At 60.5% G+C, this 23718-nt stretch carries 30 protein-coding genes; 19 read left to right on the plus strand and 11 right to left on the minus strand.

All coding sequences use genetic code 11. The annotated features are described in order from the left end of the window. Positions 1-8: 8 nt before the first annotated feature. The 4 genes from AC3Y64_RS26260 to pilG all read right to left on the minus strand — a co-directional run bounded on the left by AC3Y64_RS26260 (position 9) and on the right by pilG (position 3596). The gene (locus AC3Y64_RS26260; RefSeq protein WP_008084308.1) at positions 9-2069 is read right to left on the minus strand and encodes a methyl-accepting chemotaxis protein; all 2061 of its coding nucleotides are present in this window, start codon (positions 2067-2069) and stop codon (positions 9-11) included. A 146-nt stretch (positions 2070-2215) separates the two neighbouring features. After that, the gene (locus tag AC3Y64_RS26265) at positions 2216-2755 is read right to left on the minus strand and encodes a chemotaxis protein CheW (RefSeq protein ID WP_095049470.1); all 540 of its coding nucleotides are present in this window, start codon (positions 2753-2755) and stop codon (positions 2216-2218) included. Positions 2756-2765: 10 nt separating this feature from the next. Next, positions 2766-3131, minus strand: a complete 366-nt coding sequence (gene pilH / locus AC3Y64_RS26270; protein ID WP_007913674.1) for a twitching motility response regulator PilH — start codon at positions 3129-3131, stop codon at positions 2766-2768. Between the two features lie 60 nt (positions 3132-3191). Beyond that, positions 3192-3596 (minus strand): twitching motility response regulator PilG, encoded by a 405-nt coding sequence (gene pilG / locus AC3Y64_RS26275; RefSeq protein ID WP_007913673.1) that lies wholly within the window; start codon positions 3594-3596, stop codon positions 3192-3194. 225 nt (positions 3597-3821) lie between these two features. Between pilG and gshB the strand changes: the two genes are divergently transcribed. From gshB to AC3Y64_RS26310, 7 genes are all read left to right on the plus strand, one after another. Next, entirely contained in the window at positions 3822-4793 is a 972-nt protein-coding gene (gene gshB / locus AC3Y64_RS26280; RefSeq protein ID WP_489985740.1) for a glutathione synthase, read from the plus strand. A 173-nt stretch (positions 4794-4966) separates the two neighbouring features. Next, complete coding sequence (locus tag AC3Y64_RS26285) at positions 4967-5866, plus strand: energy transducer TonB (RefSeq protein ID WP_489985741.1); 900 nt, start codon at positions 4967-4969, stop codon at positions 5864-5866. A gap of 134 nt (positions 5867-6000) precedes the next feature. Beyond that, the gene (locus AC3Y64_RS26290; protein WP_150793224.1) at positions 6001-6573 is read left to right on the plus strand and encodes a YqgE/AlgH family protein; all 573 of its coding nucleotides are present in this window, start codon (positions 6001-6003) and stop codon (positions 6571-6573) included. Then, entirely contained in the window at positions 6573-7010 is a 438-nt protein-coding gene (ruvX, locus tag AC3Y64_RS26295; RefSeq protein ID WP_064589634.1) for a Holliday junction resolvase RuvX, read from the plus strand. The genes AC3Y64_RS26290 and ruvX overlap by 1 nt, the downstream gene beginning before the upstream one ends. An 80-nt stretch (positions 7011-7090) precedes the next feature. Continuing rightward, complete coding sequence (gene pyrR, locus AC3Y64_RS26300) at positions 7091-7597, plus strand: bifunctional pyr operon transcriptional regulator/uracil phosphoribosyltransferase PyrR (RefSeq protein WP_489985742.1); 507 nt, start codon at positions 7091-7093, stop codon at positions 7595-7597. Between the two features lie 27 nt (positions 7598-7624). Then, complete coding sequence (locus tag AC3Y64_RS26305; protein ID WP_007913665.1) at positions 7625-8629, plus strand: aspartate carbamoyltransferase catalytic subunit; 1005 nt, start codon at positions 7625-7627, stop codon at positions 8627-8629. Beyond that, on the plus strand, positions 8626-9897 hold the full coding sequence (locus tag AC3Y64_RS26310) for a dihydroorotase (RefSeq protein WP_489985743.1): 1272 nt from the start codon (positions 8626-8628) through the stop codon (positions 9895-9897). The genes AC3Y64_RS26305 and AC3Y64_RS26310 overlap by 4 nt, the downstream gene beginning before the upstream one ends. Positions 9898-9993: 96 nt before the next feature. Here the strand turns inward: AC3Y64_RS26310 and AC3Y64_RS26315 are convergent, their stop codons facing one another. After that, complete coding sequence (locus tag AC3Y64_RS26315; protein ID WP_178113635.1) at positions 9994-10407, minus strand: NINE protein; 414 nt, start codon at positions 10405-10407, stop codon at positions 9994-9996. Positions 10408-10673: 266 nt separating this feature from the next. Here AC3Y64_RS26315 and AC3Y64_RS26320 point away from each other — a divergent pair, with 266 nt between their 5' ends. Then, positions 10674-11291, plus strand: a complete 618-nt coding sequence (locus AC3Y64_RS26320) for a C40 family peptidase (RefSeq protein WP_016985978.1) — start codon at positions 10674-10676, stop codon at positions 11289-11291. Positions 11292-11416: 125 nt separating this feature from the next. Here the strand turns inward: AC3Y64_RS26320 and AC3Y64_RS26325 are convergent, their stop codons facing one another. Continuing rightward, complete coding sequence (locus AC3Y64_RS26325) at positions 11417-12451, minus strand: type IV pilus twitching motility protein PilT (protein WP_158953380.1); 1035 nt, start codon at positions 12449-12451, stop codon at positions 11417-11419. A gap of 56 nt (positions 12452-12507) precedes the next feature. Here AC3Y64_RS26325 and AC3Y64_RS26330 point away from each other — a divergent pair, with 56 nt between their 5' ends. The 10 genes from AC3Y64_RS26330 to AC3Y64_RS26375 all read left to right on the plus strand — a co-directional run bounded on the left by AC3Y64_RS26330 (position 12508) and on the right by AC3Y64_RS26375 (position 19467). Continuing rightward, a complete protein-coding gene (locus AC3Y64_RS26330; RefSeq protein WP_489985744.1) occupies positions 12508-13194 on the plus strand; it encodes a YggS family pyridoxal phosphate-dependent enzyme in 687 nt (228 codons plus the stop codon). A 23-nt stretch (positions 13195-13217) separates the two neighbouring features. Beyond that, on the plus strand, positions 13218-14036 hold the full coding sequence (gene proC, locus AC3Y64_RS26335; RefSeq protein ID WP_489985745.1) for a pyrroline-5-carboxylate reductase: 819 nt from the start codon (positions 13218-13220) through the stop codon (positions 14034-14036). Positions 14037-14046: 10 nt separating this feature from the next. Continuing rightward, complete coding sequence (locus AC3Y64_RS26340; protein WP_007913643.1) at positions 14047-14637, plus strand: YggT family protein; 591 nt, start codon at positions 14047-14049, stop codon at positions 14635-14637. Then, positions 14634-14921 carry a DUF167 domain-containing protein gene (locus tag AC3Y64_RS26345; protein WP_489985746.1) on the plus strand — a complete coding sequence of 96 codons (288 nt, stop codon included), beginning with the start codon at positions 14634-14636 and terminating at the stop codon, positions 14919-14921. Before AC3Y64_RS26340 ends, AC3Y64_RS26345 begins: the two co-directional genes overlap by 4 nt. Positions 14922-15100: 179 nt before the next feature. Continuing rightward, positions 15101-16240 (plus strand): homoserine O-succinyltransferase MetX, encoded by a 1140-nt coding sequence (metX, locus tag AC3Y64_RS26350; protein ID WP_038358832.1) that lies wholly within the window; start codon positions 15101-15103, stop codon positions 16238-16240. Between the two features lie 7 nt (positions 16241-16247). Then, positions 16248-16868, plus strand: coding sequence for a methionine biosynthesis protein MetW (metW, locus tag AC3Y64_RS26355; RefSeq protein WP_095121520.1), 621 nt, complete (start codon positions 16248-16250; stop codon positions 16866-16868). Between the two features lie 25 nt (positions 16869-16893). Further along, positions 16894-17328 carry a DUF4426 domain-containing protein gene (locus AC3Y64_RS26360; RefSeq protein WP_489985747.1) on the plus strand — a complete coding sequence of 145 codons (435 nt, stop codon included), beginning with the start codon at positions 16894-16896 and terminating at the stop codon, positions 17326-17328. Beyond that, a complete protein-coding gene (gene rdgB / locus AC3Y64_RS26365; RefSeq protein WP_008083802.1) occupies positions 17325-17921 on the plus strand; it encodes an RdgB/HAM1 family non-canonical purine NTP pyrophosphatase in 597 nt (198 codons plus the stop codon). The genes AC3Y64_RS26360 and rdgB overlap by 4 nt, the downstream gene beginning before the upstream one ends. Next, the gene (gene hemW / locus AC3Y64_RS26370) at positions 17918-19123 is read left to right on the plus strand and encodes a radical SAM family heme chaperone HemW (protein ID WP_489985748.1); all 1206 of its coding nucleotides are present in this window, start codon (positions 17918-17920) and stop codon (positions 19121-19123) included. The genes rdgB and hemW overlap by 4 nt, the downstream gene beginning before the upstream one ends. Before the next feature lie 20 nt (positions 19124-19143). Continuing rightward, positions 19144-19467 (plus strand): DUF3392 domain-containing protein, encoded by a 324-nt coding sequence (locus tag AC3Y64_RS26375; protein WP_127930116.1) that lies wholly within the window; start codon positions 19144-19146, stop codon positions 19465-19467. Positions 19468-19585: 118 nt separating this feature from the next. Here AC3Y64_RS26375 and trmB read toward each other — a convergent pair whose 3' ends face one another. The 4 genes from trmB to AC3Y64_RS26395 all read right to left on the minus strand — a co-directional run bounded on the left by trmB (position 19586) and on the right by AC3Y64_RS26395 (position 21828). Continuing rightward, the gene (gene trmB, locus AC3Y64_RS26380) at positions 19586-20311 is read right to left on the minus strand and encodes a tRNA (guanosine(46)-N7)-methyltransferase TrmB (protein ID WP_489985749.1); all 726 of its coding nucleotides are present in this window, start codon (positions 20309-20311) and stop codon (positions 19586-19588) included. A 9-nt stretch (positions 20312-20320) separates the two neighbouring features. Then, a complete protein-coding gene (locus AC3Y64_RS26385) occupies positions 20321-21115 on the minus strand; it encodes a thiazole synthase (RefSeq protein WP_489985750.1) in 795 nt (264 codons plus the stop codon). A gap of 60 nt (positions 21116-21175) precedes the next feature. Beyond that, positions 21176-21376, minus strand: a complete 201-nt coding sequence (thiS, locus tag AC3Y64_RS26390) for a sulfur carrier protein ThiS (RefSeq protein WP_122604433.1) — start codon at positions 21374-21376, stop codon at positions 21176-21178. 71 nt (positions 21377-21447) lie between these two features. After that, the gene (locus tag AC3Y64_RS26395; RefSeq protein WP_489985751.1) at positions 21448-21828 is read right to left on the minus strand and encodes a DUF423 domain-containing protein; all 381 of its coding nucleotides are present in this window, start codon (positions 21826-21828) and stop codon (positions 21448-21450) included. 74 nt (positions 21829-21902) lie between these two features. On the opposite strand from AC3Y64_RS26395, the gene mtgA reads away from it, so the two are divergent. Next, a complete protein-coding gene (gene mtgA, locus AC3Y64_RS26400) occupies positions 21903-22625 on the plus strand; it encodes a monofunctional biosynthetic peptidoglycan transglycosylase (RefSeq protein ID WP_007913618.1) in 723 nt (240 codons plus the stop codon). Positions 22626-22831: 206 nt separating this feature from the next. Here mtgA and rpoH read toward each other — a convergent pair whose 3' ends face one another. Beyond that, complete coding sequence (gene rpoH / locus AC3Y64_RS26405) at positions 22832-23686, minus strand: RNA polymerase sigma factor RpoH (RefSeq protein WP_042561557.1); 855 nt, start codon at positions 23684-23686, stop codon at positions 22832-22834. Positions 23687-23718 lie beyond the last annotated feature (32 nt).

Here is a 23718-nt window from a genome sequence, read left to right on the forward strand (position 1 = left end):
CGCTCCGATCACACTTTATCCGTCGCCGGCGCGGACGCTGCCGGCAAGGTGAATCCGGACACCGAGCGCCGCAGCTGACTGGCCATTTTCGCCAGGTTGCCGATGCTTTCGGCGGTGGCCGTGGAGCCGGACGAAGTCTGCGAGGTGATCTGCTGGATCACGTTCATCGTCAGTGAAATCTGCCCGGCGGAAGACGTCTGCTGCTGCGCCGCGTTGGAGATGCTTTGAATCAACGCCGCGAGAGTCTTCGACACGCCTTCGATTTCTTCCAGGGCCACACCGGCATCCTGCGCCAGTCGCGCGCCGCGCACCACTTCGGTGGTGGTTTGTTCCATGGAAATAACGGCTTCGTTGGTGTCGGTCTGGATCGCCCGCACCAGCGTTTCGATCTGCCGGGTGGCGGCGGACGAGCGCTCGGCGAGGCGCTGCACTTCGTCGGCAACCACAGCAAAACCGCGCCCGGCATCACCGGCCATGGAAGCCTGAATCGCCGCGTTGAGGGCGAGGATGTTGGTCTGGTCGGCGATGTCGTCGATCAGGCTGACGATGTCGCCGATTTCCTGCGATGACTCGCCGAGACGCTTGATACGTTTGGCGGTGTCTTGAATCTGCTCGCGAATGTTGTCCATGCCGTGGATGGTGTTGTGCACCACCTCGTTGCCCTTGTTGGCGATTTCCACGGAGCGCTCGGCTACCGCTGAAGACTCGGCGGCGTTGGCTGAAACCTGATCGATGGATTCGGCCATGTCGCTGATCGCCGTCGAGGCTTCGGAAATCTGCTGGGCCTGATGCTCCGAGGCCTGGGCCAGATGCATCGCGGTGGCTTGGGTTTCCTGCACCGCAGCGGCGACCTGGCCGGCGGTAAGGTTGATGGTCGCAACCAGATCACGCAACTGGTCGACGGAGTAGTTGATCGAGTCGGCGATGGTGCCGGTGAAGTCCTCAGTCACCGAGGCGGTCACGGTGAGGTCACCGTCGGCGAGGTCTTCGATCTCGTCGAGCAGGCGCATGATCGCGTTCTGATTACGCTCGTTCTTCTCGGCGGTTTCGCGCAACTGGCGATTGGTCTCACGGACCATCACCAGACCGATGAGGATGATCGAGGCCAGCGCCAGCAAGCCAAGGACGTAGCCGCCGATGGTGTCGGTGTTGCGCCCGCCGGCAAGGTTCTCGAAACCGGTGGCCAGGTGCGAGGCTTCGTCGAGCAGGGTTTGCGAGAGGCTGAAGATGTTGCTCGCCGATTCGCGAACCTTGAACAGCTCTGGCGAGGTTTCGAGGATTTCATCGACGGAGCCGGAGACAAACTGGAACAGCTCGGAGATTTCGCTCAAACGCGCGCGGGCGTCGCGGTCTTCGACCTGGCTGATCTTCAACGCCGGGTTCCCCTGCAGCATGCCGTTGAGCACTTGGCCGAAACGCGTGGCGTCGCGACCAAAGGCGTCGGCGGCTTGCTGGGAGTTTTCGTCGCCGGCAAGCACGGTGTTGACCGCGCCGAGGATACGTTCCGCCAGCAGCGACTGACGCTGGGCCATCGCCACTTGCGCCGCCGGGGCCCCACGCTGGAGGAGGATTTCCACGACTTTTTCGTATTCGATCTGCAACTGCGGCACGGTTTCGGCCAGGGTCGCGGCGACCTGATGCAGCGACAGTACGGTCTGCTCGCTGGAGAGAATCGCGTCAGTATTTTTCAGCAGGCGTTCCCAGTCGAGCTGCACGGCGCGCATTTCCGGGCGCACGGTGGCGGGCGCTGGCGGCAGGCCGGTGACCGGGTCGCCCTTCTTCAGATAACCCCAGCGCTGGGCGAAATCGTTGCGCGCATCGCTGAGCAACTTGAACGCGGCAGCCTTGCCGGCGGCGGCTTCGGTGGCGTTCTTGGCAATGCGTTGCGAGAGCACGCGCAGCTCACCGGCGTGGCCGATGTACTGTTTGTCGTAGTTCGCCTGGGTGTTGAGGTAAGCGAAGTTGGCGAACAGCAGCATGATGAACACGATCAGTGCGATGAACAGCACGATGATCTGCGAGCGACTGCGCGATCCTTCCGCCGGCTTGCCTGTTTTTGCTTTTATCATCGGTCCTCGCCTAATTTGAAGCTCACCGAAGAACCTGTGGGAGCTAGCCCTGCTAGCGATTGAACGATGGCGCGGTGTGCCTGATGCACCATGGCGCCTGAATCGCTAGCAGGGCTAGCTCCCACATGGGTTCTCTGTTGTAACGGCTATATCGCGACGCTCATGAATACCGGGGACTTGGCCAGCGCAAACAAGCTGAACACCCGCCAGTTCTGCTCACGGCGGAAGTAGCCTTTGACGAACTCGGCCTTCGAGCCCTGACGTTTGCTGATCGACAGCGGTTCAAAGCTGTTCTGCTCGAAATGCTGCAAGCCAATGACTTCATCGACCATCAACCCGGCGAACACATCGCCATGCTCGACCACCAAGACCCGCCGCTGTTTACGCAACGGCGACAGTTCATGGCCGAAGAAGCCGCACAGATCCATGATCGGCAGCAGCCGTCCGCGCAGATTAGCCACGCCCTTGACCCACGGCTTGACCCCAGGCAATTGCGTGAAGCGCGGTTCGTGCAGCACTTCGCTGACTTCACCCATCGGCGCCACATACCAATGCTCGCCGAGGCGAAAGCCAATGCCACTCCAGCGATCCTGACGCGCCGGTTGCGACGGCAGGTCCGCCGCCAGCAAGCGGCAGCGCTGGTCGATTTGCCAGAGCAGTTCGAACGCGGTCAGCGATTCGCTCATGGTCGCGCGATCAGCCTTTGAGCACGTTGTTCAGGGTCTTGATCAGGGTGTCTTCGTCGACCGGTTTGGTCAGGTAGTCCTTGGCGCCCTGACGGGTGCCCCAGACCTTGTCGGTTTCCTGATCCTTGGTGGTGATGATGATCACCGGGATGTGGCTGGTGTCGGCGTCCTTGGTCAACTGGCGAGTCGCCTGAAAACCGTTGAGGCCGGGCATGACGATGTCCATCAGCACCGCGTCGGGTTTTTCCTGACGGGCCAGGGCCACACCATCGGCGCCGTTTTCGGCCTTGAGCACTTCATGGCCGTGCTTTTCGAGCATGCCGGTGAGTTTGTACATTTCAGTCGGCGAATCATCGACGATCAGGATACGTGCCATGGTTTTCCCCATTTTTCTTGTCGACCCCCGGCCCGCTGGCCGAGTGTCACTGTACGTGTCTTACTGCGGCAAAACGGCGGCGAAGCCCGGAACATGGGCCTGGATCGCGTTGAGCAGTTCTTCCTTGCTGAAAGGCTTGGTCAAAAATTGATCGGAACCGACAATCCGCCCCTTGGCCTTGTCGAACAGCCCGTCACGCGATGACAGCATGATCACCGGCGTGGCCTTGAATGCACTGTTGTTCTTGATTAAAGCGCAGGTCTGATAACCATCCAGACGCGGCATCATGATGTCGACAAAAATGATCCCGGGATGGTTGTCGGCGATCTTCGCCAGGGCGTCGAAACCGTCGATCGCCGTGATCACTTCGCAACCGACATTCTTCAACAATGTTTCGGCGGTGCGACGAATCGTTTTCGAGTCGTCGATCACCATGACCTTCAAGGCGCTGGACTGCTGTTCCATAAGAGGGCTCTACCGTCGCCTTTGCGAATCAATTTGTCCGTTTTGCGGTTATGAATGGCTCGAAACCCTTGATGCTCAAGGGCCAGCACGCTACGCCAGCCTTTTTAGCACAGTCTCCAGATGCAATCTATCGACGGGTTTTTCCTTGACCGAAAACCCGCCCGGCGCCACTCTGGCGGCACTTTTTCAATACCGATCCGGTAGCCAATTTTCGAGGAAAACCCAATGAGCGTTCGCGTCGGGATTGTCATGGACCCTATCGCCAGCATCTCCTATAAAAAGGATAGCTCGCTGGCCATGCTGCTGGCCGCGCAGAAGCGTGGTTGGGAACTGTTCTATATGGAGCAGAGCGACCTGTATCAGGCCGAAGGCCAGGCACGGGGGCGCATGAAGCCGCTGAAAGTCTTCGCCAACCCGGAAAAATGGTTCGAACTGGACGCCGAGCAGGACAACCTGCTGAGCGATCTGGACGTGATCCTGATGCGCAAGGATCCGCCGTTCGACATGGAGTTCGTCTACACCACCTACCTGCTCGAGCAAGCCGAAACCGCTGGCGTGCTGGTGGTGAACAAACCGCAGAGCCTGCGCGACTGCAATGAAAAGCTGTTCGCCACGCTGTTCCCGCAGTGCACGCCGCCAACCATCGTCAGCCGTCGCCCCGACGTGCTGCGTGAATTCGCCGACCATCACGGCGACGTGATCCTCAAGCCGCTGGACGGCATGGGCGGTTCGTCGATCTTCCGCCACACCGCCGGCCACCCGAACCTGTCGGTGATCCTCGAAACCCTGACCTTGCACGGCAAGCAGCAGATCATGATTCAGGGCTACCTGCCGGCCATCGTCGATGGCGACAAACGCATCCTGATGATCGACGGCGAGCCGGTGGATTACTGCCTGGCGCGGATTCCGGCACTCGGCGAAACCCGTGGCAACCTCGCCGCCGGTGGCCGTGGTGAAGCGCGCCCGCTGACCGACAAGGATCGCTGGATTGCCGCACAAGTCGGCCCGACCCTGCGTGAGAAAGGCCTGCTGTTCGTTGGCCTCGATGTGATCGGCGAAAGCCTCACCGAAATCAACGTGACCAGCCCGACCTGCATCCGTGAAATCGACAATGCCTTCGGCACTGACATTGGCGGCATGCTGATGGATGCGATCGAAAGCAAGCTGCAAGCCACGAGCCGCAAGCCGCAAGCCTGACGGCCAGCTACAAGCCGCAAGCCATGAGCTACAAGCTTTTACTTGCAGCTTGCCGCTCGAAACTTGCAGCTGCCCTTATGCATCTTGTCGCTTGAAGCTCGTCGCTTGCAGCTAAAAACCAACATTGCGTTATCATGCCGTGCCTTTAAAAACGCGATGTTGGTTTTTCTGTCATGACCCTCCCGTCCGATCTGCCCGCAGAACTCGCCCATCGTGGCGTGCGCCCGGCCGATCGCCTCGGTTTTACCTTGTTTCTCGCAGCGCTGATCCATTTGGCGCTGCTGCTCGGCGTCGGCTTCACGATGGTCGAGCCCAAGCAGATCAGCAAAACCCTGGAAATCACCCTCGCCACCTTCAAGAGCGAAAAGAAACCGGAGAAGGCTGATTTCCTCGCGCAAGAGCATCAGGAAGGCAGCGGCACGCTGGACAAGAAGGCGATCCCGAAGACCACCGAGGTCGCGCCGTTCCAGGATAATCAGGTCAAGAAAGTCACCCCGCCACCGGCCGCCAAGCCCGAAGTGCAGGAGGCCGCGCCCAAGGCTGCGGTGACCACCGTCGCGCCGAAGCCAAAAAAGGCGCCAACCAAGAAAGAAGAAACCAAGACCCAGGTCAAACCGACGGTCGACGCGCCGGAGTTCGATAGCTCGCAGCTGTCCAGCGACATTGCCAGCCTCGAAGCCGAACTGGCCAAGGAACAACAGCTGTACGCCAAGCGCCCGCGCATCCACCGCTTGAGCGCCGCCTCGACCATGCGCGACAAGGGTGCCTGGTACAAGGACGACTGGCGCAAGAAGGTCGAACGCATCGGCAATCTCAATTACCCGGAAGAAGCACGGCGCAAGCAGATTTACGGCAATTTGCGCCTGATGGTCTCGATCAACCGTGACGGTTCGCTGTATGAAGTGCTGGTGCTGGAATCTTCCGGCCAGCCGCTGCTGGATCAGGCAGCACAGCGCATCGTCCGACTGGCGGCACCGTTTGCGCCGTTTACCGGGGACTTGTCGGATATCGACCGTCTGGAAATCATTCGTACCTGGAAATTTGCCCGGGGCGACAAACTCTCAAGCAATTAAGGGCAAGATCAAAAGATCGCAGCCTTCGGCAGCTCCTACATTGGCCTGCATTCACATGTAGGAGCTGCTGGAGGCTGCGATCTTTTGGCGGCTTCAGCTTGTCAGTTCGCCCCCCGAACGCCACACTAGCGCACATGAAAAACGTCAGCCCCAGCTACCTCAAGCATCAATTCCTGATCGCCATGCCACACATGGCCGACCCGAACTTTGCCCACACCTTGACCTACATCGTCGAGCACACGGCCAATGGCGCTATGGGGATTGTGGTCAACCGGCCGCAAGAGCTGAATCTGGCCGACATTCTTGAGCAATTGCGCCCCGACATCGATCCGCCAGCACTGTGCCAGCACGTGCCAATCTTCATCGGCGGGCCGGTGCAGACCGATCGCGGTTTCGTCCTGCACCCGGCGGGCAAGACCTTCCAGGCCACCGCGCAGCTGGATGGCGATCTGGCCCTGTCGACCTCGCAGGATGTACTGTTCGCCATCGCTGACGGCGTCGGCCCGGCGAAAAGCCTGATCGCCCTCGGTTACGCGGGGTGGGAAGCCGGGCAACTGGAAGCCGAACTGGCCGACAACGCTTGGCTGAACTGCCCGTACGACGCCGACATCCTCTTCAACACCAGCAGCGAACTGCGCCTCGAAGCGGCGGCCAAGCACCTGGGGATCAACCTCAGCCTGCTGACCAGCCAGGCAGGGCACGCCTGATGGCCCTGCGCCTGATTCTCGGCTTTGATTACGGCACCAAACAGATCGGCGTTGCCGTCGGTCAGGTGATCACCGGCCAGGCCCGCGAGCTGTGCACCTTGAAGGCACAAAACGGCGTGCCGGACTGGAACCAGGTTGAAGCCCTTATAAAGGAATGGAAACCCGATGCCGTCGTCGTTGGCCTGCCGCTGAACATGGACGGCACACCGAGCGACATGTGCGTACGCGCGGAGAAATTCGCCCGTCGCCTCAATGGCCGCTTCAACCTGCCCTTCTATACCCACGACGAGCGCCTGACCACATTCGAGGCCAAAGGCGAGCGCCTGGCCCGTGGCGGTCAGAAAGGCAGTTACCGCGACAACCCGGTGGACGCCATCGCCGCTGCTCTGCTGTTGCAGGGCTGGCTCGATGAAAACACTGCATTGTTTGAATCCTGACAAGCGCTTCGGCGCTTTTCTTTTGAGTGAAAAACCGAGTCGCGTCCAAGGACCCGACTCGCCCCCAACAAGGAGCAACCATGAGCCTGCCAAATCCCGCCGATCTGATCAGCCAGATGGCGACCCGCCTCAAGGCGCACCTTGCCCAGCGTGAAATCACTGAACCGCGTTACATCGGCATTCGCACCGGCGGCATCTGGGTCGCACAGGCTCTGCTCAAGGAATTGGGCAGCGACGCGCCACTGGGCACGCTGGACGTGTCCTTCTACCGCGATGACTTCAGCCAGAACGGCTTGCACCCGCAAGTGCGCCCGTCCGCCCTGCCCTTCGAGATCGAAGGCCAGCATCTGGTGCTGATCGACGACGTCCTGATGAGCGGTCGGACCATCCGCGCCGCGTTGAACGAACTGTTCGACTACGGCCGTCCGGCCAGCGTGACCCTGGTCTGCCTGCTGGATCTGGACGCCGGCGAGCTGCCAATTCGCCCGAACGTGGTCGGCGCGACCTTGGCGCTGGCCGCTCACGAACGGGTGAAGCTGTCCGGCCCCGAGCCGCTGACGCTCGAACTACAAGACATGTCCCTTTAATCCGCCCTATTGAGAGTCCCCTTCGCGATGACGCCTCTAGATACCAAGCGCCCGCTGCAGCTCAATGATCAGGGCCAGCTGCGCCACTTCCTCTCGCTCGACGGCCTGCGCCGCGAGTTGCTGACGGAAATCCTCGACACTGCCGACTCGTTCCTTGAAGTCGGTGCCCGGGCGGTGAAAAAAGTCCCGTTGCTGCGCGGCAAGACCGTGTGCAACGTGTTCTTCGAAAACTCCACGCGCACCCGCACTACCTTCGAACTGGCCGCCCAGCGGCTGTCGGCGGACGTGATCACCCTGAACGTGTCGACCTCGTCGGCAAGCAAGGGTGAAACCCTGCTCGACACCCTGCGCAACCTCGAAGCCATGGCCGCCGACATGTTCGTCGTGCGCCACGGTGATTCCGGCGCCGCGCACTTCATCGCCGAACATGTGTGCCCGCAAGTGGCAATCATCAACGGCGGCGACGGCCGTCACGCGCACCCGACGCAGGGCATGCTCGACATGCTCACCATCCGTCGGCACAAGGGCGGTTTCGAAAACCTCTCGGTGGCCATCGTCGGCGACATCCTGCACTCGCGGGTTGCGCGCTCGAACATGCTCGCGCTGAAAACCCTCGGTTGCCCGGACATCCGCGTGATCGCGCCGAAAACCCTGCTGCCGATCGGCATCGAGCAATACGGCGTGAAGGTCTACACCGACATGACCGAAGGCCTGAAAGACGTCGACGTGGTGATCATGCTGCGCCTGCAACGTGAACGCATGACCGGCGGCCTGCTGCCGAGCGAAGGCGAGTTCTACCGCCTGTTCGGCCTGACCACCGCGCGTCTGGCCGGGGCCAAACCGGACTGCATCGTCATGCACCCGGGGCCGATCAACCGCGGGGTGGAGATCGAGTCCGCAGTGGCCGACGGTCCGCACTCGGTGATCCTCAATCAGGTCACCTACGGCATCGCGATTCGTATGGCTGTGCTGTCCATGGCCATGAGCGGGCAGACTGCCCAGCGCCAATTCGAGCAGGAGAACGCCCAGTGAAGCTCAGCATTCTCGGCGCACGCGTCATCGATCCAAGCAGCGGCCTGGATCAAGTCACCGACATTCACGTCGAAGCCTGCAAGATCGTCGCCCTCGGCGCCGCTCCAGCGGGTTTCACGGCAGTAGAAACCATCGACGCCCAAGGCCTCGTCGCCGCTCCGGGCCTCGTCGATCTGAACGTTGCCCTGCGTGAGCCGGGCTACAGCCGCAAAGGCTCGATCATCAGCGAAACCCGCGCCGCCGCCGCCGGCGGTGTGACCAGCCTGTGCTGCCCACCGAAAACCAAACCAGTGCTCGACACCTCCGCCGTCGCCGAGCTGATCCTCGATCGCGCCCGCGAAGCTGGCAACACCAAAGTCTTTCCGATTGGCGCGCTGAGCAAAGGTCTGGACGGCGAGCAACTGGCCGAGCTGGTGGCGCTGCGCGACGCCGGTTGCGTGGCGTTCGGCAACGGTCTCGAAAGCTTTCGCAACACCCGCACCCTGTGCCGGGCACTGGAATACGCGGCGACCTTCGATCTGACAGTGATTTTCAACTCGCAGGATCATGATCTGGCTGAAGGTGGCTTGGCCCACGAAGGCGCCGTCGCCAGTTTCCTCGGCCTGCCGGGGATTCCGGAAACCGCTGAAACCGTGGCACTCGCCCGTGATCTGCTGCTGGTCGAGCAGACTGGCGTGCGTGCGCACTTCAGCCAGTTGACCAGTGCGCGCGGCGTTGCCCTGATCGCTCAGGCGCAGGCTCGTGGCTTGCAGGTGACGGCGGATGTCGCGCTGTATCAGCTGATTCTGACCGACGAAGCGCTGATCGACTTCAGCAGCCTCTATCACGTGCAACCGCCGTTGCGCACCCGCGCGGATCGCGATGGTCTGCGCGAAGCAGTGAAGTCCGGCGTGATCTCAGCGATCTCCAGCCATCACCAGCCGCACGAACGTGACGCCAAACTCGCACCGTTCGGCGCGACCGAGCCGGGCATCAGCAGTGTTGAGCTGTTGCTGCCATTGGCGATGACGCTGGTGGAGGATGGGTTGCTGGATCTGCCGACGTTGCTGGCACGCCTGAGTGCAGGCCCGGCCGAAGCCTTGCGCCTGCCGGCGGGCAAACTGGCGGTCGGCGGCGCGGCGGATATCGTCCTGTTCGATCCGAAAGCTTCAACGGTGGCCGGTGAGAACTGGTTGTCGAAGGGTGAGAACTGCCCGTTCCTGGGGCACAGTCTGCCGGGTGTGGTTCGCTATACCCTGGTGGATGGGCGGATCAGCCACCAGGCATAACACCGCGTTGTCCCCAATCGCCAGCAGGGCTGGCTCCCACATTGGATCTATGAGCGACACAAATCCTCTGTGGGAGCTAGCACTGCTAGCGATGGCTTACTGGAAGGCGCCTCTGCCTTCGGCATTGCGCACCGAGACTTGATCATTCAGCGTCCAGAAGTCATACAGCACGCCCAGAAAGAACAACCCGCCCGTCAGTAGATAGATCAGGCCGCTGATCCACTTGCCCTGATACATCCGGTGCACGCCCAGCGCGCCGAGGAACGTCAGCAGAATCCACGCCACGTTGTACTCGATCGGCCCTGCGGTAAAACGCAGATCCGCCTCGCGGTCCATCGCCGGGATCAGGAACAGGTCGATCAGCCAGCCAATGCCCAGCAGACCGAAGGTGAAGAACCAGATCGTCCCGGTCACCGGTTTGCCGTAATAGAAGCGGTGAGCGCCGGTAAATCCGAAGATCCACAGCAGATAACCGATGATTTTGCTGTGTGTATCTTGCGGCTGAGCAATTTGCTGATAGCGGTTCATGAAGACCTCGATTCACACGATAGATAAATATTCTTGAATTCTTTGTGACTTTTTTACAGGTAGCCGACGTACGGCAAATGTTACCGTTGCTACCGTCAAAGCCTTATAGCACCTGACTTCTGTCCGACAATTGCGTCCATTTCCCGCTTATTTGGTTCCGTTGACTGCCAACTGAATCGACCAACGGACTCGGAATGAAAAAAAACTCTGTTATAAAGTTGCGCGCTATCACTGAAGAGCCACGCCTAATGCGACCATTTTTCAAGACATGGCTGACCATCTGCCTATTAATGCCACTGGCCGCCCACGCCACCAATCGTGAGCAACGTCTTCCTAACGTTAACGGCTTCACCCCTAAATCCCATGCTTCGGCTCCATCAAGCAAAAGCAGCAAAAGCAAAACCACCACGCTGAGCAGCAAGAGTCACAGCAAGCTGGTGCCACCGATGGCGAGCAAGGAAAGCAGCAACGTGCTGAGCCGTGCGGTAAACGTCCTCGGTACGCCTTATCGTTGGGGCGGCAGCAGCCCAAGTAAAGGCTTCGATTGCAGCGGCCTGGTGAAATACGCGTTCAACGACGCCACGTTCGACCTGCCACGTACCTCGAACGCCATGGCCAGCGGCCACGGCGAGAAAGTCGAGCGCAAGGATCTGAAACCGGGCGACCTGATTTTCTTCAACATCAAGAGCCGTCGGGTCAACCACGTTGCCATCTACCTGGGCAACGACCGCTTCATCCACGCACCGCGTCGTGGCAAAGCGGTGAGCATCGACACGCTGAACAAGCCGTACTGGCAGCAGCATTACGTAGTTGCCAAGCGTGTGTTGCCGAAAGAACAGAGCCAGATGCGCGTGGTTCAGCGCTAACACCATACCGATCGTTCCCACGCTCCGCGTGGGAATGCCTCAATGGACGCTCCGCGTCCGCTTCGGCAGGGACGCAGAGCGTCCCGGGCTGCATTCCCACGCAGAGCGTGGGAACGATCACTCCCTCAGAAATTATCCGGCGTACGCGCCTTCTCCCGCGCATGCTCGCGGCTGATCAAGCCCTTGGTCACCAGATCCTTCAGGCACATGTCCAGTGTCTGCATCCCCAACGACCCACCCGTTTGAATCGCCGAATACATCTGCGCGACCTTGTCCTCACGGATCAGGTTACGGATCGCCGACGTGCCCAGCATGATCTCGTGCGCCGCCACCCGCCCGCCGCCGATCTTCTTGATCAGCGTCTGCGAAACCACCGCCAGCAACGACTCCGACAGCATTGAGCGGACCATCGACTTCTCGTCACCGGGAAACACGTCCACCACACGGTCGATGGTTTTCGCTGCCGAGGTCGTGTGCAACGTGCCGAATACCAAGTGCCCGGTTTCGGCAGCAGTCAGCGCCAAGCGGATGGTTTCCAGATCGCGCATTTCCCCCACCAGAATCACATCAGGGTCTTCGCGCAGTGCCGAACGTAAAGCGGTGGCGAAACTGCGGGTATCACGATGGACTTCGCGCTGATTGATCAGGCATTTGCGCGATTCGTGAACGAATTCGATCGGATCTTCGATGGTCAGGATGTGGTGATGCCGGTGGGTGTTGAGGTAATCGATCATCGCCGCGAGCGTGGTCGACTTGCCCGAACCGGTCGGCCCGGTGACCAGCACCAGCCCGCGCGGGGCGTCGGTAATCTTGCGAAAGACATCGCCCATGCCGAGGTCGTCCATGCTCAGCACTTTCGACGGAATCGTACGGAATACGGCGCCGGCACCACGGTTCTGGTTAAAGGCGTTGACCCGAAAACGGGCGACACCGGGGACTTCAAAAGAAAAGTCGGTTTCCAGATGTTTCTCGAAGTCGACACGCTGAGTGTCGTTCATGATGTCGTAGATCAATTCGTGCACTTGCTTGTGATCCAGCGGCGGCAGATTGATCCGCCGCACATCGCCATCGACACGGATCATCGGCGGCAGACCGGCCGACAGGTGCAGGTCGGAAGCTCCCTGTTTGGCGCTGAAGGCCAGCAGTTCAGTGATATCCATAGCGCTCCTCAATTCCAGTAGAATGCCGCGAACCTTCAGACCGCCGGCGCCTCTTGATGTCCACGATAGCAGACAACATTCTTCAGGTTGGTTCGCGCATCCAGGCAGCAGCCAAAGCTGCGAACCGCGACGAAAACAGCATTCAGTTGCTCGCCGTGAGCAAAACCAAACCCGCCGAGGCGCTGCGCGAAGCGTATGCCGCCGGCCTGCGCGACTTTGGCGAGAACTATCTGCAGGAAGCCTTGGGCAAACAGCTCGAACTGGCCGACCTGCCCTTGATCTGGCACTTCATCGGCCCCATTCAATCGAACAAGACTCGTGCGATTGCCGAGCATTTCGACTGGGTGCACTCCGTGGATCGCCTGAAAATCGCTCAACGCCTTTCCGAACAACGCCCGGCCGAACTGCCGCCGCTGAACATCTGCATTCAGGTCAACGTCAGCGGTGAAGCCAGTAAATCCGGCTGCACCCCGGCTGACTTGCCGGCATTGGCCGAGGCCATCAGTGCCCTGCCCCGGCTGAAACTGCGCGGGCTGATGGCGATTCCCGAGCCGACTGAAGATCGCGCCGAGCAGGACGCGGCCTTCGCCGCTGTGCAGAAATTGCAGGCCAGCCTCGATCTGCCGCTCGACACGCTTTCCATGGGCATGAGCCACGATCTCGAGTCGGCCATTGCCCAAGGCGCCACCTGGGTGCGTATCGGTACGGCCCTGTTCGGTGCCCGCGACTATTCCCAATCTTGAACGTTTCCAGATAAGGACCACACATGAGCAACACACGTATTGCGTTTATCGGTGCGGGCAACATGGCGGCCAGCCTGATCGGCGGCCTGCGCGCCAAAGGTCTGGAAGCGGCGCAGATCCGCGCCAGCGATCCGGGCGAAGAAACCCGCGCCAAGGTCAGCGCCGAACACGGCATCGAAACCTTCGCTGACAACGCCCAGGCCATCGACGGCGTCGATGTGATCGTGCTGGCGGTCAAACCTCAGGCGATGAAAACCGTGTGCGAAGCGATTCGCCCGAGCCTGAAACCGAATCAACTGGTGGTCTCCATCGCGGCCGGCATCACTTGCGCGAGCATGACCACGTGGCTCGGCGAGCAGCCGATCGTGCGCTGCATGCCGAACACCCCGGCACTGCTGCGTCAGGGCGTCAGTGGCTTGTACGCGACCAGCGAAGTGACCGCCGAGCAGCGTCAGCAGGCTGAAGAGTTGCTGTCCGCCGTCGGCATCGCGCTGTGGCTCGACGAAGAGCAGCAGCTCGACGCGGTCACTGCGGTGTCCGGTTCCGGCCCGGCGTACTTCTTCCTGCTGATCGAAGCGATGACCGCCGCCGGCGTCAAACTCGGCCTGCCGAAGGACATCGCTGAACAACTGACCCTGCAGACCGCACTCGGCGCCGCACACATGGCTGTTTCCAGTGATGTTGATGCTGCCGAACTGCGTCGTCGCGTGACTTCGCCAAACGGCACCACCGAAGCCGCGATCAAATCATTCCAGGCCAATGGCTTCGAAGCCCTGGTCGAAACTGCACTCGGCGCCGCCGCGCACCGCTCGGCCGAAATGGCCGAACAACTGGGCAAATAAGGAGCCTTACATGATTGGATTGAACACTGCAGCGGTTTACGTGCTGCAAACCCTCGGCAGTCTGTACCTGCTGATCGTGCTGCTGCGTTTCGTGCTGCAACTGGTGCGGGCGAATTTCTACAACCCGCTGTGCCAGTTCATCGTCAAAGCCACCCAGCCTCTGCTCAAGCCACTGCGCCGGATCATCCCGAGCCTGTTCGGCCTGGACATGTCGTCACTGGTGCTGGCGATTCTGGTGCAGCTGGCGCTGATGGCGCTGACCCTGCTGCTGACCTACGGCACCACCGGCAACCCGCTGCAATTGTTTATCTGGTCGCTGATCGGCGTTACCGCGCTGTTCCTGAAGATCTTCTTCTTCGCCCTGATCATCAGCGTGATTCTGTCGTGGGTCGCGCCGGGCAGCCACAATCCGGGCGCTGAGCTGGTCAACCAGATCTGCGAGCCTGCATTGGCGCCGTTCCGCCGCTTCCTGCCGAATCTGGGCGGTCTGGACCTGTCGCCGATCTTCGCCTTCCTCGCGCTGAAGCTGATCGACATGTTGGTGATCAACAATCTGGCGGCGATGACGATGATGCCGGAAATCCTCCGTCTGCTGATGTGAGCTGGTTTCGATGGGACGGTGACGACTTGATCCTCGAGTGTCACCTGCAACCGGCAGCCCGCAGCGATGACTTCGCCGGGCTGCACGGCGATCGCCTGAAGATCCGCCTGACCGCGCCGCCGGTCGAGGGCAAGGCCAATGCGTATCTGATGGGCTTTCTGGCCAATGCGTTTGGGGTGTCCAAGAGCCAGGTCAGCTTGCTCAGCGGTGAGTTGAACCGGCAGAAGCGGGTGAAGATATGCTCGCCGAAGAAGTTGCCGGATTTGCCTGGACTAGTGCGCTGATCGTTCCCACGCTCCGCGTGGGAATGCATCCCGGGACGCTCCGCGTCCCCAGCCGAAGCGGACGCGGAGCGTCCAATGAGGCATTCCCACGCAGAGCGTGGGAACGAGCGCAGGTAGTTGCTTGCCGCTAACCCCCCCGGTCTTTAGACTTACGCCTCATTTCAACGAGAGCAGGGTCGATGCCAACTGCCTTTCCCCCCGATTCTGTTGGTCTGGTGACGCCGCAAACCGCGCACTTCAGCGAACCGCTGGCGCTGGCCTGTGGCCGTTCGCTGGCCGCCTATGACCTGATCTACGAAACCTACGGCACGCTGAACGCGCAAGCGAGCAACGCCGTGCTGATTTGCCACGCCTTGTCCGGCCACCATCACGCCGCCGGCTATCACAGTGTCGATGACCGCAAACCCGGTTGGTGGGACAGCTGCATCGGCCCCGGCAAACCGATCGACACCAATAAGTTCTTCGTGGTCAGCCTGAATAATCTGGGCGGCTGCAACGGCTCCACCGGCCCGAGCAGCGTCAACCCGGAGACTGGCAAACCGTTTGGTGCCGACTTCCCGGTGCTGACCGTGGAAGACTGGGTGCACAGCCAGGCGCGTCTCGCTGATCTGCTCGGCATCGGCCAGTGGGCGGCGGTGATTGGCGGCAGCCTCGGCGGCATGCAGGCGCTGCAATGGACCATCACTTATCCAGATCGCGTGCGTCACTGTCTGGCCATCGCCTCGGCACCGAAGCTGTCGGCACAGAACATCGCCTTCAACGAAGTCGCGCGTCAGGCGATCCTCACGGACCCGGAGTTCCACGGCGGCTCGTTCCAGGAAGCGGGCGTGATCCCCAAGCGCGGTTTGATGCTGGCGCGCATGGTCGGACACATCACTTACCTGTCCGACGATTCGATGGGCGAGAAATTCGGCCGCGGCCTGAAGAGCGAGAAGCTCAACTACGACTTCCACAGTGTCGAGTTCCAGGTCGAAAGCTACCTGCGTTATCAGGGCGAAGAGTTCTCCGGACGCTTCGACGCCAACACTTATCTGTTGATGACCAAGGCACTGGATTACTTCGATCCGGCGGCGAACTTCGACGATAATCTGGCAAAAACCTTTGAAAACGCCACGGCCAAGTTCTGCGTGATGTCGTTCACCACCGACTGGCGCTTCTCCCCGGCCCGTTCGCGGGAACTGGTGGATGCGCTGATGGCGGCGCGCAAAGACGTCAGCTATCTGGAAATCGATGCGCCGCAGGGCCACGACGCCTTTCTGATTCCGATCCCGCGCTACTTGCAGGCGTTCGGCAATTACATGAACCGCATCACGTTGTGAGAAAGCCATGAGAGCTGATCTGGAAATCATCCAGGAATGGATCCCCGCCGGCAGCCGCGTCCTCGACCTCGGTTGCGGTGACGGCGAACTGCTGACCTGGCTGCGCGACAACAAGAACGTCACCGGTTATGGCCTGGAAAACGACGCCGACAACATCGCCGAGTGCGTGGCCAAAGGCGTCAACGTTATCGAGCAGGATCTGGACAAGGGGCTGGGCAACTTCGCCAGCAACAGTTTCGACATCGTCGTGATGACCCAGGCCCTGCAAGCCGTGCACTATCCGGACAAGATCCTCGACGAAATGCTCCGGGTCGGTCGCCAATGCATCATCACCTTCCCGAACTTCGGCCACTGGCGCTGCCGCTGGTACCTGGCGAGCAAGGGTCGCATGCCGGTCTCCGAGTTTCTGCCGTACACCTGGTACAACACGCCGAACATTCACTTCTGCACCTTCGAAGACTTTGAAGAACTTTGTCGCGAACGTGATGCGAAGGTCATTGATCGGCTTGCCGTGGATCAACAGCACCGTCACGGGTGGGCCAGTAAGCTATGGCCTAATCTGTTAGGTGAGATCGGTATCTACCGCGTCAGCAGCCCACAGCTTGCAGACCACAAGGTCGCGGTCTGAGCCACGTCATTTCGAGGAGACGATCATGGGTCGTTTAGCGTTGTTGTTATTGACTGCCTGCCTGAGCGCCAGCGCTCTGGCGGCCGACGTCATCAAGGGTGATCGTCAGGAAACCTTTGGCGACGTGACGGTGCACTACAACACTTTCAACTCGACGTACCTGCAACCGGACATCGCCAAAGCTGCCGAACTCATTCGCAGCAAGCATCAGGGCGTGATCAATGTCTCGGTGATCAAGGACGGCAAACCGCTGATTGCCAACGTCACCGGCACGGTCAAAGACCTCACCAGCAACAGCGTGCCGCTGAATTTCCGCCAGATCACCGAACAGGGCGCGATCTATTACATCGCCCAGTACCCGGTGGAACAGCAGGAAACCCGCACCTTTGAAATCAAGGTGCAGAATGGCGACAAGATCAACACCATCAATTTCAACCAAGAACTCTTTCCCGGCGAATGATGAACATCAAGCAGCTCGTACTGGCCAGCCATAACGCCGGCAAACTCAAAGAACTCCAGGCCATGCTCGGCGAATCGGTGCAACTGCGCTCAATTGGCGAGTGGAGCAAGGTCGAGCCGGAAGAAACCGGTCTGTCGTTCGTCGAGAACGCGATCCTCAAGGCGCGCAATGCCGCACGCATTTCCGGGTTGCCGGCGCTGGCCGATGACTCCGGTCTGGCAGTGGATTTCCTCGGCGGTGCGCCGGGCATCTATTCGGCGCGCTATGCCGATGGCAAAGGCGATGCAGCCAACAACGCGAAACTGCTCGACGCCTTGAAAGACGTCCCGGAAGCCGAGCGCGGCGCGCAATTCGTCTGCGTATTGGCGCTGGTTCGTCACGCCGATGATCCGTTGCCGATCCTCTGCGAAGGCCTGTGGCACGGGCGCATTCTGACCGCTGCCAGCGGCGAGCACGGTTTCGGTTACGACCCACTGTTCTGGGTGCCGGAGCGTGACGTGTCCAGCGCCGAACTGAGCCCGGCCGACAAGAACCAGATCAGCCACCGCGCCCGTGCAATGGATCTGCTGCGCCAGCGTCTGGGCTTGAAATGACCCGTGATTCTTCTGCGTCGTCGCTGATCGTCGGCGGCGCCGCTTCTTCGCCTCGGGCACCGTTGCCAACGCTGCCGCCCCTGGCGCTGTACATCCACATCCCGTGGTGTGTGCGCAAATGCCCGTATTGCGACTTCAACTCGCACACCGCCAGCCCGGTACTGCCGGAGCAGGAATACGTCGATGCGCTGCTGGCCGATCTCGATCAGGATCTGCACGCGGTTTATGGCCGGAAAATCACTTCGATCTTTTTTGGTGGCGGCACGCCGAGCCTGTTCAGCGCCGAAGCCCTTGGGCGTTTACTCGAAGGCGTCGAGCAGCGCATTCCGTTTGCCGATGACATCGAAATCACCCTGGAAGCCAATCCGGGCACCTTCGAGCAAGAGAAGTTCGTCGCGTACCGCAAGCTGGGGATCAATCGCCTGTCGATTGGCATCCAGAGCTTTCAGCAGGAAAAGCTCAAGGCGCTGGGGCGGATTCACAATGGTGACGAAGCGGTGCGCGCCGCCGGGATGGCGCGGCAGGCCGGGTTCGATAACTTCAACCTCGACTTGATGCACGGCTTGCCCGATCAATCCCTGGACGACGCCTTGAGCGATCTGCGCCAGGCCATCGAACTGAATCCGACGCACATCTCCTGGTATCAGCTGACACTGGAGCCGAATACGGTGTTCTGGAATCAGCCGCCGGTGCTGCCGGAAGACGACACGTTGTGGGACATTCAAGAGGCCGGGCAGGCCCTGCTGGCCGAGCACGGTTACGCGCAGTATGAAGTTTCGGCGTATGCCCAGGCCGGGCGTCCGGCACGGCATAACCTCAATTACTGGAGTTTTGGCGACTTCATCGGTATTGGCGCGGGTGCGCATGGCAAGCTCAGCCACCCGGATGGGCGCATCGTGCGCACCTGGAAAACCCGTCTGCCGAAGGACTATCTCAACCCGGCAAAAAGCTTTCAGGCCGGCGAAAAAGCCCTGACCAATGACGAGATGCCGTTCGAGTTTCTGATGAACGCATTGCGCCTGACTGCAGGCGTCGAATCGCGCCTGTATCCGGAGCGCACTGGCCTGTCGCTGGAAAGCCTTGCTGAAGGCCGGGCAGCGGCAGAACAAAGCGGTCTGTTGCAGGTCGAACCGTCACGTCTGGCGGCCACCGAGCGCGGACAGCTATTCCTCAACGACTTGCTGCAACAATTTCTGAACTGACTTCAGTCAAGGGAAAACGCATGGATTTGATACTCGACCTGCTCGCCACCGTCTCCCGCTGGAGCCGCAGCAACCTCTCGGAAATCGCCTTGGCGCTGGTCGGCTGCCTGCTGGTGTTGTTCGGCGCCGACTTCAAAGGCTGGGTCGAGCAACGCCTGGGCAGCATCGCCGGCGCCTTGCGCGTACCGCTGATGTCGCTGCTGTGCGTGATCGGCAGCGGCGCGGCGCTGATCTACGCCACGCCTTGGGTGATCAAGGGTTTGAGCCAGTTCAACAACTACAGCCTGGCGCCGGTGTTGTTGGTAGTCCTCGTCCTCATCGGCGTAGTCGCCGACCGCCGCTGATCTTTCAGTACACCCAAAACGACTGTAGGAGCTGCGGCACGCTGCGATCTTTTGATCTTGATTTGAAGATCAAGAGATCGCAGCGTGCCGCAGCTCCTACAGGGGTATCGCGTAGGACTCAGGACTGTTTTTCGAACTTCAGATCCCACACGCCATGCCCAAGACGTTCGCCGCGGCGTTCGAACTTGGTGATCGGGCGTTCGGCCGGGCGCGGCACGCACTTGCCGTCTTCGGCGAGGTTGCGGTAGCCCGGGGCGACGTTCATCACTTCCAGCATGTATTCGGCATACGGTTCCCAGTCGGTGGCCATGTGCAGAATGCCGCCGACCTTCAACTTGCTACGCACCAGCTCAGCGAACGACGCCTGCACGATACGGCGCTTGTGGTGACGGCTCTTGTGCCACGGATCCGGGAAGAACAGCATCAGGCGATCAAGGCTGTTGTCGGCGATGCAGCGGTTGAGCACTTCGATCGCGTCGCAATCGTAGACCCGCAGGTTGGTCAGCCCCTGAGTCAGCACGCCATTGAGCAGCGCGCCAACACCCGGACGGTGCACTTCAACGCCGATGAAATCCTGCTCCGGTGACGCCGCTGCCATTTCCAGCAGCGAGTGGCCCATGCCGAAACCGATCTCCAGCGAGCGCGGTGCCGAACGGCCGAACACTTGATCGTAATCCACCGGCGCGTCAGCCAAGGGCAGCACGTACAGCGGCGCGCCCTGATCCAGACCGCGTTGCTGGCCTTCGGTCATGCGCCCGGCGCGCATCACGAAACTCTTGATGCGGCGGTGTTGGCGCTCGTCGCCTTCTTCCGTCTGGATAGGCGTGTCGTTCGATTCAGTCATCAATGGCTCTTACTTGATCAGACCATCCAGCGGCGAAGAGGCGCTGGCATAGAGTTTTTTCGGCATACGGCCAGCGAGGTAGGCCAGACGGCCTGCAACGATGGCGTGTTTCATGGCTTCAGCCATCATCACCGGTTGCTGGGCGTGGGCGATGGCCGAGTTCATCAGCACCGCATCGCAACCCAGTTCCATGGCGATGGTTGCGTCGGACGCAGTGCCGACACCGGCATCGACCAACACAGGAATCTTGGCTTCTTCGAGGATGATCTGCAGGTTGTACGGATTGCAGATCCCCAGACCGGAACCGATCAGACCGGCCAGCGGCATCACCGCGATGCAGCCGATTTCCGCCAATTGACGGGCGATGATCGGGTCATCGCTGGTGTAAACCATCACATCGAAACCTTCCTTGACCAGCGTTTCGGCAGCCTTGAGGGTTTCGATGACGTTCGGGAACAGGGTCTTCTGGTCAGCCAGCACTTCCAGCTTCACCAGGTTGTGGCCATCGAGCAGCTCACGGGCCAGGCGGCAGGTGCGTACGGCTTCGATGGCGTCGTAGCAACCAGCGGTGTTCGGCAGGAAGGTATAGCGATCCGGCGACAACACGTCGAGCAGGTTCGGCTCGCCTTCGATCTGGCCCAGGTTGGTGCGGCGCACGGCGAAGGTGACCATCTCGGCACCCGAGGCTTCGATGGCCTGACGGGTTTCTTCCATGTCACGGTACTTGCCGGTACCGACCAGCAAACGCGACTGGTAAGTACGACCGGCCAGAACAAAAGGCTTGTCGCTACGAACGATGCTCATGGGGAATCCTCTTTAGGGGTGAGGGTCTTGCAGAATTCTGTGCCCTCGCGGGCCGGGCGATCAGCCGCCGCCGATGGCGTGCACGACTTCGACGTTGTCGCCGTCGTTGAGCGTGGTGTCGGCATGCTGGCTGCGCGGGACGATATCCAGATTGAGTTCGACTGCCACCCGGCGTCCGGTCAGTTCCAGACGGGTGATCAGGGCCGCAACGGTCTCGCCGTCGGGCAGTTCAAGGGATTCACCGTTCAACTGAATGCGCATGCGCAACGCCGCCATCATTTTTAGGGGCTGGCATTCTAGCCCGATCATGACCTAAAGGTCAGCACCAAGCGTCAAGCGGTTGGTTGCAAGCGCCAAGCGGCTAGGCCCAGGCACACCCAACCGGCCAGAAACGCCAGGCCACCAAACGGCGTGATGATGCCGAGCTTGCTGATGCCAGTGGTGGTCAGCACGTAGAGGCTGCCGGAGAACAGCAGGATGCCGACGGCGAAGGAAACGCCGGCCCACATCACCAGCCGTCCCTGAATCTGCGTGGCCAGCAGCGCGACACCGAACAATGCCAGGGTGTGTACCAGTTGGTAGGTAACACCGGTGTGGAAAATCGCCAGATACTCCGGCGTCAGACGGTTTTTCAGGCCATGGGCGGCGAATGCGCCCAGCGCGACACCGGTGAAACCGAAAAAAGCGGCCAGCATCAAAAAGCCACGCAGCATGGGGAACTCCAGTCAGACTCGATCGGCAGGGTCTGTATAATGGCCCGCTCCACGGGTTCGGCCAAGCCATCTCTATGCTGCGTACTATTTTCCGTCGTCTCACGAAGGCCCTGCTCTGGTTCGCGGGCGGCAGCGTATTGCTGGTGCTGGTGTTTCGCTTCGTGCCGCCGCCGGGCACGGCGCTGATGGTCGAGCGCAAGGTCGAATCCTGGGTCGACGGCGAGCCGATTGATCTGCAGCGCACCTGGAAGCCGTGGGACGAGATCTCCGATGACCTCAAAGTGGCGGTCATGGCTGGCGAGGATCAGAAGTTTCCCGAGCATTGGGGTTTTGACTTCAGCGCAATCCAGGCTGCCCTGGCGCACAACGAACTCGGCGGCTCGATTCGCGGCGCCAGCACCCTGAGCCAACAGGTGTCGAAGAACCTGTTTCTGTGGGCTGGGCGCAGCTATCTGCGTAAAGGTCTCGAAGCCTGGTTCACCGCGTTGATCGAGGTGTTCTGGCCCAAGCAGCGGATTCTTGAAGTGTACTTGAACAGCGTCGAGTGGGATGACGGGGTGTTTGGTGCCGAGGCTGCGGCCCGCCATCACTTTGGCGTGAGCGCGAAGTCGCTGTCCCGGCAGCAGGCGAGTTATCTGGCTGCCGTCCTGCCAAACCCACGCGTCTGGAGTGCCAGCCATCCGACCGCTTATGTGTCGCGCCGGGCTGGGTGGATTCGCCAGCAGATGAGTCAGTTGGGTGGGGATAGTTATTTGCTTGGGCTTAATGATTCGCGACGGGCGCCTTGGTCTCGATAGTCAGTCAGTGTTCTTGGAGACACTGAACATCCCTGTGGGAGCGGGCTTGCCCGCGATAGCGATGGCTCAGCCACCATCTACATGACTGACCCGACGCTATCGCTGGCAAGCCAGCTCCCACAGGATTGATGCTGCCCTGCCATACGCGCATAAAAAAACGCCCCGATCATCGCTGATCGGGGCGTTTTTTATTGCCTGCTCGCCGGTTATGCGGCGATCGACAACTTGAGCTTGTTCATCGCGCTCTTCTCGAGCTGACGGATCCGCTCGGCCGACACGTTGTACTTCTGCGCCAGATCGTGCAGCGTGGCTTTCTCTTCTGCCAGCCAGCGCTGGTAGAGGATGTCGCGGCTGCGTTCGTCCAGCACTTCCAGTGCTTCGTGCAGGTTGTTGTTGGAGTTGTCGCTCCAGTCGGCATCTTCCAGTTGACGCGCCGGGTCGTACCGGTGGTCTTCCAGATAGTTGGCCGGCGACTGGAAAGCGCTGTCGTCGTCGGCTTCAGCAGCCGGGTCGAAAGCCATGTCATGGCCGGTCAGGCGACTTTCCATCTCGCGCACTTCACGCGGTTCAACGCCGAGGCTTTCCGCCACACGGTGGACTTCCTCGTTGTTCAGCCACGCCAGACGTTTCTTCTGGCTGCGCAGGTTGAAGAACAGCTTGCGCTGGGCCTTGGTGGTCGCGACTTTCACAATGCGCCAGTTGCGCAGGATGAACTCGTGAATTTCCGCCTTGATCCAGTGCACAGCAAACGACACCAGACGCACACCCATTTCCGGGTTGAAGCGTTTAACAGCCTTCATCAGGCCGACGTTACCTTCCTGGATCAGGTCAGCCTGAGCCAGACCGTAGCCGGAATAGCTACGGGCAATGTGTACGACAAAACGCAGGTGGGCGAGCACCATCTGCCGAGCCGCCCCCAAATCCTGCTCATAGTAGAGACTCTCGGCCAGTTCACGCTCCTGCTCCGGCGTCAGCAATGGAATGCTGTTGACGGTGTGCACATAGGCTTCCAGGTTCGCACCCGGAACCAACGCATACGCAGGTTGCAAAGAATTGGTCATACGAAAAAACCTCCGACTTACATACTCGTGCT

The sequence above is a fragment of the Pseudomonas sp. 4CAES_32.4 genome (genome assembly GCF_058136335.1).